Genomic DNA, 14,457 nt, shown 5'->3' on the forward strand with positions numbered 1-14,457 from the left:
CTTTCGCGCTCCTTCGCAGGAGTGCCGCGCACATGTCCTTCGATCTTGTCTTTTTTGGTGGCACGGGTGACCTGACCTGGCGAAAGCTCATGCCCGCGCTGTTCCAGGCCTTCCGGCATGGCAAGCTGCCTGAGAATGGCCGCATCCTCGCCGTGGCCCGCGACGAGATGCCTGATGAACGCTATCGGGAATGGCTCAAGGAGCGCTTCCGCGAAGTGGAAGAAGGCAAGCGCCCGTCGGACGAGGAATTCGAGCGTTTTGCTTCGCAGGTGCACTACCGGCGCATGGACCTCTCCCAGCCAGACCATTATTCGCGGCTGAAGGAATGGCTGGGCGAACGCAATGCCGATACCGTGGTGCTGTACCTGGCCACCAGCCCGCACTTGTTCACCCAGATCTGCGAGCAGCTGGGGGCCGCCGGCCTGAACGGCCCGAAGGTGCGGGTGGTGCTGGAGAAGCCGCTGGGGCATGACCTGGCCAGCGCCCAGCAGATCAACAAGGTGGTGCGCAGCGTCTTTGACGAAACACAGGCCTTCCGGATCGACCACTATCTGGGCAAGCCCTCGGTGCAGAACCTGATGGCCCTGCGCTTTGGCAATGCCCTGTTCGAGCCGCTGTGGCGCCGGGAGAGCATCTCCAACATCCAGATCACGCTGGCGGAATCGCTGGGCGTGGGCACGCGGGGTCCGTTCTATGACGGCACGGGTGCCCTGCGCGACATGATCCAGAACCACGCGCTGCAGTTGCTGACCATGATCGCCATGGAGGCCCCCTCCAGCAACGATGCGGATGCCATCCGCGACGAAAAGCTGAAGGTGTTGCGAGCGCTCAAGCCATTCACGCCCGAGACCGTGTCTCGGGATGTCGTGCGGGGTCAATACCGCGCCGGGACGGCGGGTGGCAAGCAGGTGCCCGGCTATCTGGAAGAAGGCAAGGTGCCAGCCGGCAGCCACACCGAGACTTTTGTGGCCCTGCGCACCGAAGTGCAGAACTGGCGCTGGGCCGGTGTGCCCTTCTATCTGCGTACCGGCAAGCGGCTCGCCGCGCGGGATGCCCAGATCGTCATCAATTTCCGCCCGGTGCCTCATCCGATCTTCCCGGGTGGCAGTTGCCCGAACCGGCTCATCATCAAGCTGCAGCCGGAAGACGGCCTGGAGCTGCAACTGATGGCCGCCAAGGGAGGTTCCAGCAACGAAGCCCTCAGCCCGGTGTCGCTGGACCTGGACTTCGACAAGGCTTTCGCGGCGGACCGTGTAGGCGCCTATGAACGTCTGCTGCTGGACGCCATCGCCGGTCGCCTCAACCTCTTCGTCCGCAGCGACGAGCAGGAGCAGGCCTGGAAATGGGTGGAGCCCATCCTGAACTACTGGAAGAACGACAGCACCGGCCCCCGCAGCTATGTGGCCGGCACCTGGGGCCCACCGGCAGCCAGCGCCCTGGTGGCGCGCGACGGCCATTCCTGGATTGAAGAGTGCTGACCCCCTTGCCGCGTGAGTGCCTGACATGAGCATGCTGGAACGCATCAAGGCAGCGTTGCCCGCTCTGCCACCGGCTGAACAGCGCGTGGCCAAGCTGCTGCTGGCCGACCCGCGCGCATTTGCCAACCTGCCGGTGAGCGAGCTGGCGGACCGCTCCCATGTCAGCAAACCGACGGTGGTGCGCTTCTGCCGCAGCGTCGGTTACGACGGTCTGGCCGACTTCAAGTTGAAGCTGGCCGGCAGCGTCAATGAAGGTGTGCCGTTTGTGCACCGGGCGGTGGATGAGGACGACAAGCCGGGCGACCTGATTGTGAAGGTGGTGGACAACGCGGTGGCGGCCCTGCTGCATTACCGCAATGACGCCGCCAGCCATGCCTTCGAACGCGCCATCCTGGCACTGTCGGAAGCGGGCCGCGCGCACAAGCGCATCGAGTTCTACGGCGTTGGCAACTCCGGCATCGTGGCGATGGATGCGCAGCACAAGTTCTTCCGGCTGGGCGTGAACACCTTTGCCTGCAGCGACGGCCACATCCAGCTGATGAGCGCCACCATGCTGGGCCCGGGCGACTGCGCGGTGATCATCTCCAACTCCGGTCGCAGCCGCGACCTGATGGATGCCGCCGAAATCGCCCGCAAGAAAGGCGCGACCACCATCATCATCACCGCCAGCGGCTCCCCCCTGGCGCAGATGGGCCAGTTGCCCGGACAAGTGCTGCTGGCGGTGGATCATCCGGAGGACTACGACCGCTACAGCCCCATGGTGTCGCGCCTGCTGCACCTGGTGGTGGTGGACGTGCTGACCACCGGTGTCGCGCTGCGGCTGGGTGAAAACCTGCGGCCGATGCTGCAGGAGATCAAGAAGAACCTGCGAAGCAAGCGCTACGCGCAATGAAAAAAACCGGGCCACGCCCGGTTTTTTTTCGTCTGGCCTTCTCTCAGTTCTCTCAGGTCAGGCCGGAAGCGCCGGCGCCGCAGGCGCGGCCACGGCATCCGCCCAGAAGAGCGACTCCAGCCCATACACCCGGGCCAGCTCGCGCAGTTGAGGCGGCGACTGGAGCAGGTCCAGTTGCCAGCCGTTCTGCCCACACATGCGCAGGGCGCTGAGCAGCAGGCTGAGGGCGGCAGAGTCGAAGTCGTTCAGGCCGCTGGCATCGAGGCTGACCGAACGGCCGGCCGCATTGCCCACCTGGACCATCTCGGCCCGCAGCGCATCTTCCAGCTGAGCCCAGACCTGCGGCACGTTGTCCATGCGCAGGCGGGCAGGCAGCTTCAGCATGGCATCAGCCCTTCTTCGGGGCCGACGCAGCCGGCTTGGCGGCGTTGCGCTCAGCCAGTGCCTTGATCAGGCCATCGATACCATTGGCATTGATTTCCTGGGCAAAGCTGTTGCGGTACTGATCGGCCAGCCAGATGCCCAGCACGTTGACGTCATAGATCTTCCAGCCGGCGGCGGTCTTCTCCAGACGGTAGTCCAGCTGGATGGGATCACCACGGCCGCGGATCTCGGTACGCACCACCACTTCGGTGTCTTCCGGGGCTGCACGCAGCGGCTTCAGGGCAATGGTCTGGTCCCGCACCTGGGTCAGTGCACCGGCATAAGTGCGCACCAGCAGGGTCTTGAATTCATCCTGCAGACGCTGCTTTTGCTCCGGGCTGGCCTGGCGCCAGAAACGGCCCACCGCCGACGAGGTGATGCGCTGGAAGTCCACATGCGGCATCACCTTGGTGTCCACCAGCTCCATGATCTTGTTGACGTCACCGCCCTGGATGGCCTTGTCGCCCTTGACCGCATCCAGCGTCTCGATCGACAACTGGCGGATCAGTTGGTCCGGCGTGCTGCTATCGGCAGCAAAGGCCGACAGCGGGCTCACGGCGGCCACGGACAGGGCCAGCTTCAGCAGCAGTCGTTTGGTGGAAATCATGCTTGTCCTTTCTCTCTTGGCAGGGACCTGACTACAACGCGCCAGGCCCGTCATGGGTGTACCGGGAAACGCCGCGCTCAGCGCGTGGCGGGTTTTTCGTCCGGTGTGATGACTTCGTAGTCGTCTTCTTCATCATCGGCACTGGAATGGGCCTTGATGTTGCGGCGCTGCAGATAGGCGTCCCGCACGAAGGTGTATTTATCCAGGGCGATGCCGTCGAGCATGTCGGTGACCTTCAGCAGGCCAGCCCGGGTGTTGACCAGTTGCAGCGCGGAAATCACCAGCTTGTATTCACCGTCATCAAACAGATAGGCCGGCGAGTAATAGATGTTGACCGGCAGCGCCACTGAATCGCGCAGCGACGAGGGGCCCAGAATCGGCCAGACGATGTACGGTCCGGTCTTCACACCCCAATACCCCAGCGTGCGGCCCAGATCTTCAGAATTCTTTTCCAGGCCGGACGGCGTGGCAATGTCGATCAGGCCGGCAATGCCCAGCACGCTGTTGACGGCCACCCGCATCGTCTGCTGGGCGCCGGTCTTGAAGCGGCCCTGCAGGAACAGGTTGATCGCCGACCAGGCGTCGGAGAAGTTGCCAAAGAAGTTGTCCACCGCCTGACGGGCGGGCGAGGGCACGAGATTGCTATAGGCCGTGGCGACCGGACGCAGGACGTTCTCGTCCACCTTCTCGTTGAAGTTGAACACCTTGCGGTTCCAGCGCTCCCACGGGTCGAGGCGGTTGCGCACTCGGGGGGCCGGGGCCGGAATGTCGCCCTGCTCGGCGGCTTGCGCAGCCTGGCCGGCCTGACCGGCGGCGGCGGGCACCTGGGTGTCGCTCGTGGCGGTTGCGGAGGCTGCGGGGGCCGCAGCGGCTGGCGCGGCAGCGTCGGTTTCAGCGTCTGAAGCCGCCACCGCTGGTGGGGCTGCTGCCTCATCGGCAGCGGCTGCAGCGGCTGCTTCAGCATCGGCCGCAGCGGCTGCGGCGCTCTCGGGCGCAACGTCCTGGGCAGTGGCCAGGGCGGCTGTGCGAGCGGCTGTGAGCGCGGCTGTGAGAGCGGCTGTTTCGGTGTCGGCCGGAGCAGCAGCTTGGGCTTGGGCCTGGGCTTGGGCCAGCTCAGGATCCTGCGCCTGCGGCGCTTCAGTGCCGGCCTGCGCCGACTGGCCCGCCAGGGCGGCCAGCAGCGCTGCGCTCAGCAGTCCGGCGCGAAGGCTGGACTTGGCGATCTGCGTCATTTGTTCTCTCCCGAAGATGCATCGGCCGCCTTGTTGTAGAGGAACTGACCAATGAGGTTTTCCAACACCACCGCCGACTGCGTCTGCTTGATCATGTCGCCGGCTGCCAGATTCTTCTCGTCCGCCCCCGGCTCCAGGCCGATGTATTGCTCACCCAACAGACCCGAAGTGAGGATCTTGGCCGAGCTGTCCTTGGGGAAGGCCACGCCCTGGTTGAGCTTCAGCACCACACGGGCCTGGAAGCTCTTGTCGTCAAAGCTGATCGAGTCCACACGGCCGACCACCACACCCGCGCTCTTCACCGCTGCACGGGGCTTCAGGCCGCCGATGTTGTCGAACTTGGCGGTGACCGTGTAGGTCTCTTCCAGATTCAGACTCAGCAGATTGCCGGCCTTCAGGGCCAGGAACAGCAGCGCCGCGCCGCCCAGCAGCACGAAGAAACCGACCCAGGCGTCATAACGAGAGGATTGCATCTGCAACTCCGGATCAAATCGAAATCAAACAATACGAAATCAGGGACTGCACGGAACGGACGACCGGCGCCCGATCAGATCGAGAACATCATGGCGGTCAGCATGAAGTCCAGGCCCAGCACGGCCAGCGACGCCATCACCACCGTCCGGGTGGTGGCCTCGGACACGCCTTCGGGCGTCGGCTTGCAGGTATAGCCCTGCAGCAAGGCCACAAAACTGACGGTCAGGCCAAACACCAGACTCTTGATGACACCGTTGCCCACATCGGCAAAGACATCCACCCCCCCCTGCATCTGCGACCAGAACGAGCCCGCATCCACCCCGATCAGCGGGACGGCAACCAGCCAGCCGCCCACAATACCGACCGCCGAGAACACGGCCGCCAGCAGGGGCATCGCAATGAAACCGGCCCAGAAACGCGGCGCCAGCACCCGGGTGACCGGGTCGACCGCCATCATTTCCATGGCTGTGAGCTGCTCACCGGCCTTCATCAGACCGATTTCGGCGGTCAGCGAAGTGCCGGCGCGGCCAGCAAACAGCAGCGCTGCCACCACCGGCCCCAGTTCCCGAACCAGGCTCAGCGCCACCAGCAGGCCCACCGCTTCGGCCGAGCCGTAGCGCTGAAGCGTGTAGTAGCCCTGCAATGCCAGCACGAAGCCGACAAACAGGCCGGACACACCGATGATCGACAAGGAGCGGTTGCCCAGGAAGAAGATCTGCTCGCGCACCAGCACAAACCGGCGCAGACAGGCCCCCAGGCCCAGCAGAAGGCGTGCCAGCAGACGGGCGGACGACCCCCAGTCCACCAATTTCAGCCGCAGGCCGCGCCCGACGGCGGTTGGCGCATTCATCAGGCCCTTCATGCGGCCTCCTCGGATTCAGGCAGGCCGAAGTCGGCATTCACCGGCGGCGCGGGCTGATGGAAGCGCACCGGACCATCCGGCTCGGCATTCACAAATTGGCGCACCAGCGGATCGGTGCTGGCCTTCAATTCCTCAGGGGAGCCCTGCGCCACCACACCACCGTTGGCCACCATGACCACGTGGTCAGCAATGGCGAAGGTTTCGTGCAGGTCGTGGGTCACGATGACGCTGGTCAGGCCCAGCGCATCGTTCAGGTCACGGATCAGACGGGCGGTAACGCCCAGGGAAATCGGATCCAGGCCGGCGAAAGGTTCGTCGTACAGCACCAGGTCCGGGTCCAGCGCAATGGCACGCGCCAAGGCCACTCGCCGGGCCATGCCGCCGGAGATCTCATTGGGCATGAGATCGCGGGCGCCGCGCAGCCCCACGGCATTGAGCTTCATCAGCACCAGATCACGAATCATCGGTTCCGACAGCTTGGTGTGTTCGCGCAGCGGGAAAGCCACGTTCTCAAACACGCTGAGGTCGGTGAACAGCGCACCAAACTGGAACAGCATGCCCATGCGCCGCCGCTGGGCATACAGCTGGTCCTGCGTCATCGGTGCCAGGTCCTGTCCGTCGAACAGCACCTGGCCAGACACGGGTTTGAGCTGCCGGGTCAGCAGGCGCAGCAAGGTGGTCTTGCCGCCGCCGGACGAGCCGATCAGCGCCAACACCTTGCCGCGGGCAAGGCTCAGATTGACGTTGCTCAGGATGATGCGCTCTGCATAGCCGCAGGTCACATCCCTCACTTCAATCAGAGGTCCAGCTGGATTTGTGGGATGGGGATCGGTGAATGCCATTGTGAGTGAGTTCGGCGGGCGAGCGTCCGACCGGGAGCCGGGATCATAGGGTAAAGCCCGGATTGATGCCGGAGCTCATCTGGGGCGCAGAAGAATTGCGACAGTTTCGTGAAGCGGCTTGACGATCAGACGCAATCCGTGACCGCCAGCGGCTCGCGCTCCGCTCACCGGGGCCCCTGCCCTGCTCATGTCGCAGCGCTGCTCCAGGGTCCGACGCCAAGCGCCCCCCCAGCCCCCTGCTGAAGTTGTGACGAAGTTCACAACTCAAGACCCCCACAAGACGGGCGGAACCTGAGGCGCGATGAGCGGACTGGCCTTCATCATGTCGCTACCGATAATTTCGGCAAACAGGAGTGATACATGGCTGGGACTATGCAAATTAATGTAGGAAAGCCTGCAAAGGCCGGTCAGCGGGGCTTCACGCTCATTGAGCTGATGATTGTGGTGGCCATCATCGGGGTGCTGGTGGCCGTGGCACTGCCGGCCTACAAGGATTACGTGATCCGTGGCGCCGTGACCGACGCCATCACCGGGCTGACCAATACCCGGGCGGACATGGAACGCTACTTCCAGGACTACCGCACCTATCAGGCGGTGGGCAGCACCGCCTCCCCGCCGTGCACCAGCACCGGCACGACGGTCGGCAAGTTCACCATCAGCTGCGCCACGGCCGACCTGACGGCGACCACCTACATCATCAAGGCGCAAGGCAGTGGCGTCGTGGCCGGTTTCCTCTACGAGGTGACCCAGGCAGATCAGAAAGCCACCACCATCACCAACACCCCGGGCTGGAATCAGGCTCGCTGCTCGGGCACAAAGTGGATCACGAAGAAGGGGGACTCATGCACCTGAGCCCACGCCCCCAACGCGGCCTGACGCTGCTTGAGCTGATGGTGGTGATCGCCATCATTGCCATGATCAGTGCCTATGCCGTGCCAGGCATCCGGTCCTGGTCGAACAATGCGCAACTGCGCACGACCGCGACCAACCTGCAGGTGGCGCTCAAGCAGGCGCAGGGGGAAGCCTCCCGCAGCTTCCGCCAGGTGGTGTTCTTCCGGACCGCCGCCACCACTTGCAACGGCACCGAGCAGGCGTCCAGCACCGGCACCCGCTGGGTGATCAAGATGCTGCCCATCGTGTCCACCGAAAGCGCCTCGGCCACGCTCTGCGGCAGCCTGAATGAAGCTGCGCCTCTGGTCTCCGTGACCGGCCCACAGGCGGTCTGCTTCAGCGGCGCCGGACGGCCCACGGCGCTGGCTTCCAGCGTGACCGGGGTCGGCGTTGCCTGCACCACCGGAACGGACAGCCAGATCATCTTTGGCATCTCGCCGACCACCACCACGTCCAACACCAAGAAGATGCAGGTGTGGATGAACCTGGGCGGATCGGTCCGCAGTTGCGACCCCACCCGACTGTCCTCCGCCGCGCCGGATGGATGCCCTGCAGTCAACCAGACGCCCACCACATGAAGCCGACCTTCCGTCCGTTGCCCGCACGGCGCCGTGCCCGTGGCATGACATTGATCGAAGTCCTCTGCGCCATCCTGGTGATGACATTGGGCCTGTTGGGTCTCGTGTCGGTGATGGCCAAGGCCTCGCAGGCCACGGTTGCCACCGATGACGCCCAGCGTGCCGCCTCGCTGGCCAATGAACTGGCCACCGAAATGTGGCTGCGCGGCACAGTGAATGTGCCCACCGCCACGCTCAACGCCTGGAGAACCCGCGTGAGCACCGCCTCCGACATGGGCCTGCCCAGCGGGGTTGGCGCCGTGTCCCAGCCGAACACCTCCATCAATTTCGCACGCATCACCATCACCTGGACTCCGCCGGGTGCTACCAATGCGCGCCAGTACTTCACCGATGTGCGGTTGAACAACTGATCATGATCCAGCACCGCCACCTCTCGCCCCGTCCCGGTCCCGGCCGGGCACGCGGCTTCAGCCTTGTGGAACTCATGGTCTCCCTGGTGATCGGCATGGGCCTGATTGTCACCATGGGCCTGCTGAGCAACAAGTTCGAGACTTCCAAGCGGGAAAGCACGGCCTCCTCCGACCTGTCGTCGACGGCCGCTTTCCTGAGCTACGACTTCGACCGCCAGATCCGCAGCGCGGGTTCCGGTTTCACCACCGGTTATGACGACACCTTTGGCTGCGAGCTGACCGCTTCGAAAAGCAGCACGCAGATCCTGCCGGCGCCCGCCGCGCTGCCCGATCCGTTTGCGAGCGTGCCGCAGTCGATCCGCCTGGTGCCGCTGGCGGTGTTTCCCGTCGCAGCGTCGAACACCACCGGCTCGGACGTGATCCAGATCATGACCGGCACGGGTGGCGTGGGCGAAGTGCCTAATCAGGTCCGGAGCAAGTCGGTGCAGACCAACATGCTGCGCCTCACCTCCTCGGTCGGCGTGCAGTCCAACGATCTGCTGCTGATCGCTGAAAAGGGCCGCCCCTGCATGCTCGAGCAGGTCTCCGGCAGTTACAGCGCCAGCAGCGATCAGGTGGATCTGGCGGGCACCTACTATGCCGCCGTGATCAACGGTCAGGCGCTGAACGACCGCGCCACCGGTTCATCGGTCAATGCCAAGGCCTTTGGCCTGGGCAATGCCAGCAACAACAACCCGCCGCGTTTCAACCTGCTGGGCGTCAACAGCAGCAACCAACTGGTGCGGTATGACCTGCTGGGCTTCACCAACGGCGGCACTGGAGCCACGCAGCCCGTCCCCTTGGCCGACGGCGTGATGATCATGCGCACGCTGTACGGGGTGGACACCAATGGCGATGGTCTGATCGATTCCTGGGTCCGCCCGGGCACAACCGGATACACCGCCTCCGACGTGACCACCAACGCCGCCATCACGCGCCAGATCATCGCGGTGAAGGTCGCCATGGTGCTGCGATCTGAGACCGTGGAAGACAAAGCCACCACGACGGCCCAGTCCACCACCCGCTCCACCTTTGATGTGGCGCCGGCCACTCTGACGCTCTTCTCGAGCCAGGCCAGCGCGCTCCAGACCACCTACACGGTCACGGACCGCCAGCGCCGCCACATCGTGGTCGAGTTCACGGTGCCCCTGCGCAACCTGCTGGCCAGCCTCAGAACGACCCCTCCGACCTGAACGCCGCCATGCATTCCAAGCGACCCCATCCTCAGAACGCCATGCGCATGCCCACTTCCGTTCATCGCCGCCAGCGCGGCATCATCATGGTGATCGCGCTGATCACGCTCGCCATCATGATGGTGGGCGCCGTGGCCGCGCTCCGGGCAATGAATGCCACGCTTACCGGCGCCGGCAACATCGGCATGAAACGCGACATGGGCAATCAGGCCGAGGTGGCACTGCGCAAGGCCATGGCTGGCCTGAACAGTGGCACCGACCTCACCAGCAACGCCACCTCCATCAATTACAGCGCCACGATGCTGGCCACCACGCCGGAAGGTATTCCCACCGCACTGCTGGGCACCACGCCCTCCACCGTGGGTGGGCTGGGCGTGGCCTCCAATGTGGTGGACCTCACCTCCGCCGCCGCTTACGGCACCGGCACCGCACCCAAGGTCAAGATGTATTACGTCATCGACCGGCTGTGCCGGACCACCGGTGTGATGGACACCACCAACTGCCTCACCTCCAGCCAGCAGAACCCCGGCGTGGACGGTAGCGGCGGCGTGCCCGCCCCCAGCAAACCGGTCTATCGCGTGTCGGTCCGTGTGGACGGACCGCGCGGCTCCCAATCGTTCTATCAGGCGACCTTGTCCAATTAAGGCCTCTCATGAACCAGTTCTCCAACCTTCCCCGCCGGCTTGGCGCGGCCACCCTGGTGGCCGGGCTGATGCTGTCCGGTCTGGTGCAGGCGCAGACCAACCTGGCCAACCAGCCAGTGCTCTCTGCGACCGCTGCGCCTGGCAATCTGGCGTTGACCTTGTCGGTGGAATATCCGACAGCGGTCAGCAACACCCACCAGGACACGACCTATTCCCCGGCCAACACGTACATCGGCTACTTCGATTCGCAGAAGTGCTACAACTACGTGTACGCGAGCAATGAGCCGGATCGGTATTTCCAACCGGCCGGCCTGGCCACCAATCACGTCTGCAACAGCAAGTGGAGTGGCAACTTCCTGAACTGGGCCACGATGCAAACCATCGACCCGTTCCGCTGGGCGCTCACCGGTGGTTATCGGGTGAAGGACACTGCCGACACCACCATCATCGAAAAGGCCTGGGCCAGCGGCCAAGGCGGATCTGGGAACTTCCCGGACCGGACTATCACCGCCAACATTACCGGTGCTACACCGCTGCCATGGACGAAGCTTCAATTGCGCATCCAGGGGCTGGGCAACCGGCTGCGGGTGACATCAAGCGGCGATAACAACGGCACGAAAAACATCGTTGCCTATCAGTCGCAGAGCAACCCGAGCGGGTCCAACGTCTATGAGATCAGTGTACGGGTCAAGGTCTGCGATTCCAGCACTGCGGCCGGTAGCCTGGAGAGCAACTGCGTCAAATACAGCGGTGGCTACAAACCGGAAGGCCTGATTCAGCAGTATTCGGACAAGGTGCGGTTCAGTGCCTTCGGCTACATCAACGACGCGACATTGGGTCGGGATGGTGGGGTGCTGCGTGCCAAGATGAAGTTTGTCGGCCCCAACAAGCCGGTTCCCGGTGCCGACCCGGTGGCCAACACACTGGCCGAATGGGATGGCACCACGGGTGTGATGTTGACCAACCCCGACCCCACCGATGCGGCGGCGATGTCCACGTACTATGGGATCACCATCACCAACAGCGGGGTGATGAACTACCTCAACAAGTTCGGCGAGATCACCAACAACTACAAGACCTTTGACCCGGTCGGTGAGTTGTATTACGCCGCGTTGCGCTACTACCGCAACCTGGGCAACGTCCCGGAATACTCCAGCGACAACGGCGCCTCGACCAGCACCAAGACGGCCTATGCGGACGGCTTCCCTGTGATCAGCACCTGGGACGACCCCATTCTCTACTCGTGCCAGAAGAACTTCATCCTGGGCATTGGTGACGTCAACACCCATGCGGACCGCAACCTGCCCGGCGCCACCGGAAACTCCGAGCCGACCAAGCCGGCCACAGTGACCGCAGACACGCTGAATACGGTGACGTGGACCAACCGTGTCGGTACTCTGCAGGGCATCAACAACCTGGGCACCACCCAGAACTACAACGGATGCTGCAACAACAACGGGGCGCTGATGGCCGGCATGGCGTATTACGCCAACACGACCGATATCCGCTCCGACCTGGCCGGTTCCCAGACCATCAAGACCTACTGGCTGGACGTGCAGGAGTATCAGGCCTACAAGTCGAACAACCAGTTCTATCTGGCGGCCAAGTACGGCGGCTTCAATGTGCCCACCGGCTTCGACCCGGCCAACATCGCCCCGGCCGATTTCCAGACCGGCTGGTGGCACACCGGCCCGGCGACGGACACCGTGGGCGGCCAACTGCGCCCTGACACCTACTTCACGGCTGCCAAGGCCGACACGATGGTCAGCGGCCTGACCACGGCCTTCGCCTCGATCGCGGCGGCCATCCAGGCGCCGACCTCGTCGTTCCAGACGGTCGATGCGACGCTGACTGCGGGCGAAGCCTCCTACGGCACAACCTACGACTCCAGCGCCTGGTCCGGCAACGTCTGGGCGGCCGCGGTGAACTCGATCACCACCGGCCAGCCGATCCAGTACAACCAGGTCAGCTGGAACTTCAGCGACAAGCTCTATACGCAGATGGGGACGGCTGGTGACGGCTGGTCTCTGCGTCGCATCGTCACCATCAACCCGACGACCCAGGCCGGCATTCCCTTCCGCTACAACAGCCTCACAGCGGCCCAGAAAACGGCGGTGAACCCCACCTACACCTCGGCCGACGACGGTGCGTTGTACGTTCAGTGGGTGCGTGGTGACCAGAGCCAGGAACAGAACGCCGTCAGCACCGACAGCCTGCGGGCCTACCGCGTGCGTACCGCCAACAAGATGGTGGGTGACATCGGCGACAACGGCGTCACCGTGCTGGGTCCGCCGTCGTTGGACACGGGCTCCCTGTCGGACTCGGCCAACCCGGGTTATGCAGCCCATGCTGCGACCTATGCCAACCGTCCCAACATCGTGCTGGCCGGCGCCAATACCGGCATGGTGCATGTGATCAACGGCGCCCTCACGGGTACCGGTGCAGGGACGGAGCTGTTCGCCTATGTACCCAACGCCGCGATCTCTGGGCCGAGCAACACACCCAGCACGGACGGCATTGCGGCGGTTGGCAACCCGTCCTATAGCCACCGCTACCTGGTGAACGGCAAGATCAGCGTCGGCGAAGTGGACTTCAAGAAGACCTCCGGCTCGACGCTGACGGCCAATGAGTGGCACAGCATTGCAGTGGGCGGTCTGGGCAAGGGTGGCCGCAGCGTCTATGCACTCGATCTGACACGCGCCAATCAACTCACCTCCGAAACCGACGCGGCCAGCCAAGTGCTGTGGGAGTACACCGACGCCAATATGGGCTTTGTGTTTGGCAAGCCGATCATCACCAAGATTGCCCGTTGGGGCTGGGTGGTGGTGTTTGGCGCCGGCATGAACACGCCGGACGGCAAGGGGGCCTTCTACATCCTGAACGCCCGCACCGGCGCACTGCTGCAGCGGGTCACCCTGCCCACGACGGGCACCACCGGCACGGTGGACGATGGCACGGTGGCCAGCCCGGCCGGCCTGACCTACGTCAACGTCTGGCAGCCGGACAGCACCGATCTGACGGCGGAAGCCCTCTACGCCGGTGACCTGCACGGCAACCTGTGGCGTCTGGACGTGACGGCCACGACCGGCAGCTTCCCGGCTCCGGTCAAGATTGCCAAGCTCACCGATGCCAGCGGACGTGAACTGGCGGTGACCAGCGCGCCGACCATCCATGTGGACGATGTGGGTCGCCGTTGGGTGGGCGTGGGCACCGGTCAGCTGCTGAATACCGACGACATTGCCAGCACGGCCCTGAACCGGATCTTCATGATCCGAGACGGCACCAACAACAGCTACTCCGGGACCAGCCTGCCGACCGGCATCACCTACCCGATCCAGGAGAACAACACCGTTCGCCATGACCTGCAGGACATCAGCACCACCGGCGTCTCGCTGCCGCTGAACAAGGCCGGTTATTTCATCGACCTCCGCACGGCCATCGGCACGACCGGCTACCGTGTGATCGGGGACGGAGACGGCTTCAGCCACTACATGCTGTTTGCTGCCATCCAGCCCACGGCGGCCAACGGCGGCTGCTCGACGTCGGCCACCTCCGCCGCCTTCCTGGTCGACCTGACCTCGGGGGGAATCACCAAGTACTCGGTGAACTTCCTGGTGACCTCAGCACGCTTCGTGTCGATCGACGGCAAGGTGTATGCAACGGTGGCCGGCAACAAGGCACCGGACGATCCGATCGACCCGACGGACACGACCAACAACGGCGACAAGCCATTGGGCGATGACCTGGGCGGCGCCTCCGGCACCAGCCGCCTGATCAACTGGCGCGAAATCCCCCTGCGCAACTGATCCCGGGTCCTCGACGGCCGCCACACCCGGCGGCCTCTGAAAAACAAAGGCCTTCGTCTCACGACGAAGGCCTTTGTACTTGGCGA

The 14,457-nt window shown here is 64.2% G+C and carries 14 protein-coding genes; 8 read left to right on the forward strand and 6 right to left on the reverse strand.

The features are described from left to right. The first annotated feature begins 32 nt into the window (after window positions 1-32). The gene (zwf, locus tag OU995_RS00365; protein WP_267833376.1) at window positions 33-1,478 is read left to right on the forward strand and encodes a glucose-6-phosphate dehydrogenase; all 1,446 of its coding nucleotides are present in this window, start codon (window positions 33-35) and stop codon (window positions 1,476-1,478) included. Window positions 1,479-1,509: 31 nt separating this feature from the next. Beyond that, window positions 1,510-2,370 (forward strand): MurR/RpiR family transcriptional regulator, encoded by an 861-nt coding sequence (locus tag OU995_RS00370; RefSeq protein WP_267836407.1) that lies wholly within the window; start codon window positions 1,510-1,512, stop codon window positions 2,368-2,370. Window positions 2,371-2,427: 57 nt separating this feature from the next. Here OU995_RS00370 and OU995_RS00375 read toward each other — a convergent pair whose 3' ends face one another. The 6 genes from OU995_RS00375 to OU995_RS00400 form a co-directional block, all read right to left on the reverse strand. Further along, window positions 2,428-2,754 carry an STAS domain-containing protein gene (locus tag OU995_RS00375; protein ID WP_267833377.1) on the reverse strand — a complete coding sequence of 109 codons (327 nt, stop codon included), beginning with the start codon at window positions 2,752-2,754 and terminating at the stop codon, window positions 2,428-2,430. A 4-nt stretch (window positions 2,755-2,758) separates the two neighbouring features. Beyond that, a complete protein-coding gene (locus OU995_RS00380) occupies window positions 2,759-3,400 on the reverse strand; it encodes an MlaC/ttg2D family ABC transporter substrate-binding protein (protein ID WP_267833378.1) in 642 nt (213 codons plus the stop codon). Window positions 3,401-3,477: 77 nt separating this feature from the next. Beyond that, window positions 3,478-4,632, reverse strand: coding sequence for a VacJ family lipoprotein (locus OU995_RS00385; protein ID WP_267833379.1), 1,155 nt, complete (start codon window positions 4,630-4,632; stop codon window positions 3,478-3,480). Continuing rightward, window positions 4,629-5,105 carry an outer membrane lipid asymmetry maintenance protein MlaD gene (mlaD, locus tag OU995_RS00390; protein WP_267833380.1) on the reverse strand — a complete coding sequence of 159 codons (477 nt, stop codon included), beginning with the start codon at window positions 5,103-5,105 and terminating at the stop codon, window positions 4,629-4,631. Before mlaD ends, OU995_RS00385 begins: the two co-directional genes overlap by 4 nt. Window positions 5,106-5,179: 74 nt before the next feature. Next, the gene (gene mlaE, locus OU995_RS00395) at window positions 5,180-5,956 is read right to left on the reverse strand and encodes a lipid asymmetry maintenance ABC transporter permease subunit MlaE (protein WP_267836408.1); all 777 of its coding nucleotides are present in this window, start codon (window positions 5,954-5,956) and stop codon (window positions 5,180-5,182) included. A gap of 8 nt (window positions 5,957-5,964) precedes the next feature. Then, a complete protein-coding gene (locus OU995_RS00400) occupies window positions 5,965-6,810 on the reverse strand; it encodes an ABC transporter ATP-binding protein (RefSeq protein ID WP_267833381.1) in 846 nt (281 codons plus the stop codon). 372 nt (window positions 6,811-7,182) lie between these two features. Between OU995_RS00400 and OU995_RS00410 the strand changes: the two genes are divergently transcribed. Genes OU995_RS00410 through OU995_RS00435 form a run of 6 tightly spaced genes read left to right on the forward strand, consistent with a single transcriptional unit; the run spans window position 7,183 to window position 14,371 of the window. Next, window positions 7,183-7,662, forward strand: a complete 480-nt coding sequence (locus OU995_RS00410; RefSeq protein WP_324288684.1) for a type IV pilin protein — start codon at window positions 7,183-7,185, stop codon at window positions 7,660-7,662. After that, entirely contained in the window at window positions 7,653-8,279 is a 627-nt protein-coding gene (locus OU995_RS00415) for a pilus assembly FimT family protein (protein WP_267833382.1), read from the forward strand. Before OU995_RS00410 ends, OU995_RS00415 begins: the two co-directional genes overlap by 10 nt. Then, the gene (locus OU995_RS00420; protein ID WP_267833383.1) at window positions 8,276-8,689 is read left to right on the forward strand and encodes a type IV pilus modification PilV family protein; all 414 of its coding nucleotides are present in this window, start codon (window positions 8,276-8,278) and stop codon (window positions 8,687-8,689) included. Before OU995_RS00415 ends, OU995_RS00420 begins: the two co-directional genes overlap by 4 nt. 2 nt (window positions 8,690-8,691) lie before the next feature. Continuing rightward, window positions 8,692-9,921: a PilW family protein gene (locus OU995_RS00425; protein WP_267833384.1), complete on the forward strand. Its 1,230-nt coding sequence runs from the start codon at window positions 8,692-8,694 to the stop codon at window positions 9,919-9,921. Window positions 9,922-9,968: 47 nt separating this feature from the next. Beyond that, entirely contained in the window at window positions 9,969-10,565 is a 597-nt protein-coding gene (locus OU995_RS00430; RefSeq protein ID WP_267833385.1) for a pilus assembly PilX family protein, read from the forward strand. Between the two features lie 8 nt (window positions 10,566-10,573). After that, on the forward strand, window positions 10,574-14,371 hold the full coding sequence (locus OU995_RS00435; protein WP_267833386.1) for a pilus assembly protein: 3,798 nt from the start codon (window positions 10,574-10,576) through the stop codon (window positions 14,369-14,371). Window positions 14,372-14,457: the final 86 nt, after the last annotated feature.

Origin of the sequence: Roseateles sp. SL47 (genome assembly GCF_026625885.1) — a bacterium.
Classification (GTDB): Bacteria; Pseudomonadota; Gammaproteobacteria; order Burkholderiales; family Burkholderiaceae_C; genus Roseateles.

What these genes read in the sequence shown, in the direction of transcription:
- OU995_RS00435 (WP_267833386.1), top strand. Translation starts at nt 10,574, where the DNA reads ATGAACCAGTTCTCCAACCTTCCCCGCCGGCTTGGCGCGGCCACCCTG.
- zwf (WP_267833376.1), top strand. Translation starts at nt 33, where the DNA reads ATGTCCTTCGATCTTGTCTTTTTTGGTGGCACGGGTGACCTGACCTGG.
- OU995_RS00430 (WP_267833385.1), top strand. Translation starts at nt 9,969, where the DNA reads ATGCCCACTTCCGTTCATCGCCGCCAGCGCGGCATCATCATGGTGATC.
- OU995_RS00410 (WP_324288684.1), top strand. Translation starts at nt 7,183, where the DNA reads ATGCAAATTAATGTAGGAAAGCCTGCAAAGGCCGGTCAGCGGGGCTTC.
- OU995_RS00425 (WP_267833384.1), top strand. Translation starts at nt 8,692, where the DNA reads ATGATCCAGCACCGCCACCTCTCGCCCCGTCCCGGTCCCGGCCGGGCA.
- OU995_RS00400 (WP_267833381.1), bottom strand. Translation starts at nt 6,810, where the DNA reads ATGGCATTCACCGATCCCCATCCCACAAATCCAGCTGGACCTCTGATT.
- OU995_RS00415 (WP_267833382.1), top strand. Translation starts at nt 7,653, where the DNA reads ATGCACCTGAGCCCACGCCCCCAACGCGGCCTGACGCTGCTTGAGCTG.
- mlaE (WP_267836408.1), bottom strand. Translation starts at nt 5,956, where the DNA reads ATGAATGCGCCAACCGCCGTCGGGCGCGGCCTGCGGCTGAAATTGGTG.
- OU995_RS00370 (WP_267836407.1), top strand. Translation starts at nt 1,510, where the DNA reads ATGCTGGAACGCATCAAGGCAGCGTTGCCCGCTCTGCCACCGGCTGAA.
- mlaD (WP_267833380.1), bottom strand. Translation starts at nt 5,105, where the DNA reads ATGCAATCCTCTCGTTATGACGCCTGGGTCGGTTTCTTCGTGCTGCTG.
- OU995_RS00385 (WP_267833379.1), bottom strand. Translation starts at nt 4,632, where the DNA reads ATGACGCAGATCGCCAAGTCCAGCCTTCGCGCCGGACTGCTGAGCGCA.
- OU995_RS00375 (WP_267833377.1), bottom strand. Translation starts at nt 2,754, where the DNA reads ATGCTGAAGCTGCCTGCCCGCCTGCGCATGGACAACGTGCCGCAGGTC.
- OU995_RS00380 (WP_267833378.1), bottom strand. Translation starts at nt 3,400, where the DNA reads ATGATTTCCACCAAACGACTGCTGCTGAAGCTGGCCCTGTCCGTGGCC.
- OU995_RS00420 (WP_267833383.1), top strand. Translation starts at nt 8,276, where the DNA reads ATGAAGCCGACCTTCCGTCCGTTGCCCGCACGGCGCCGTGCCCGTGGC.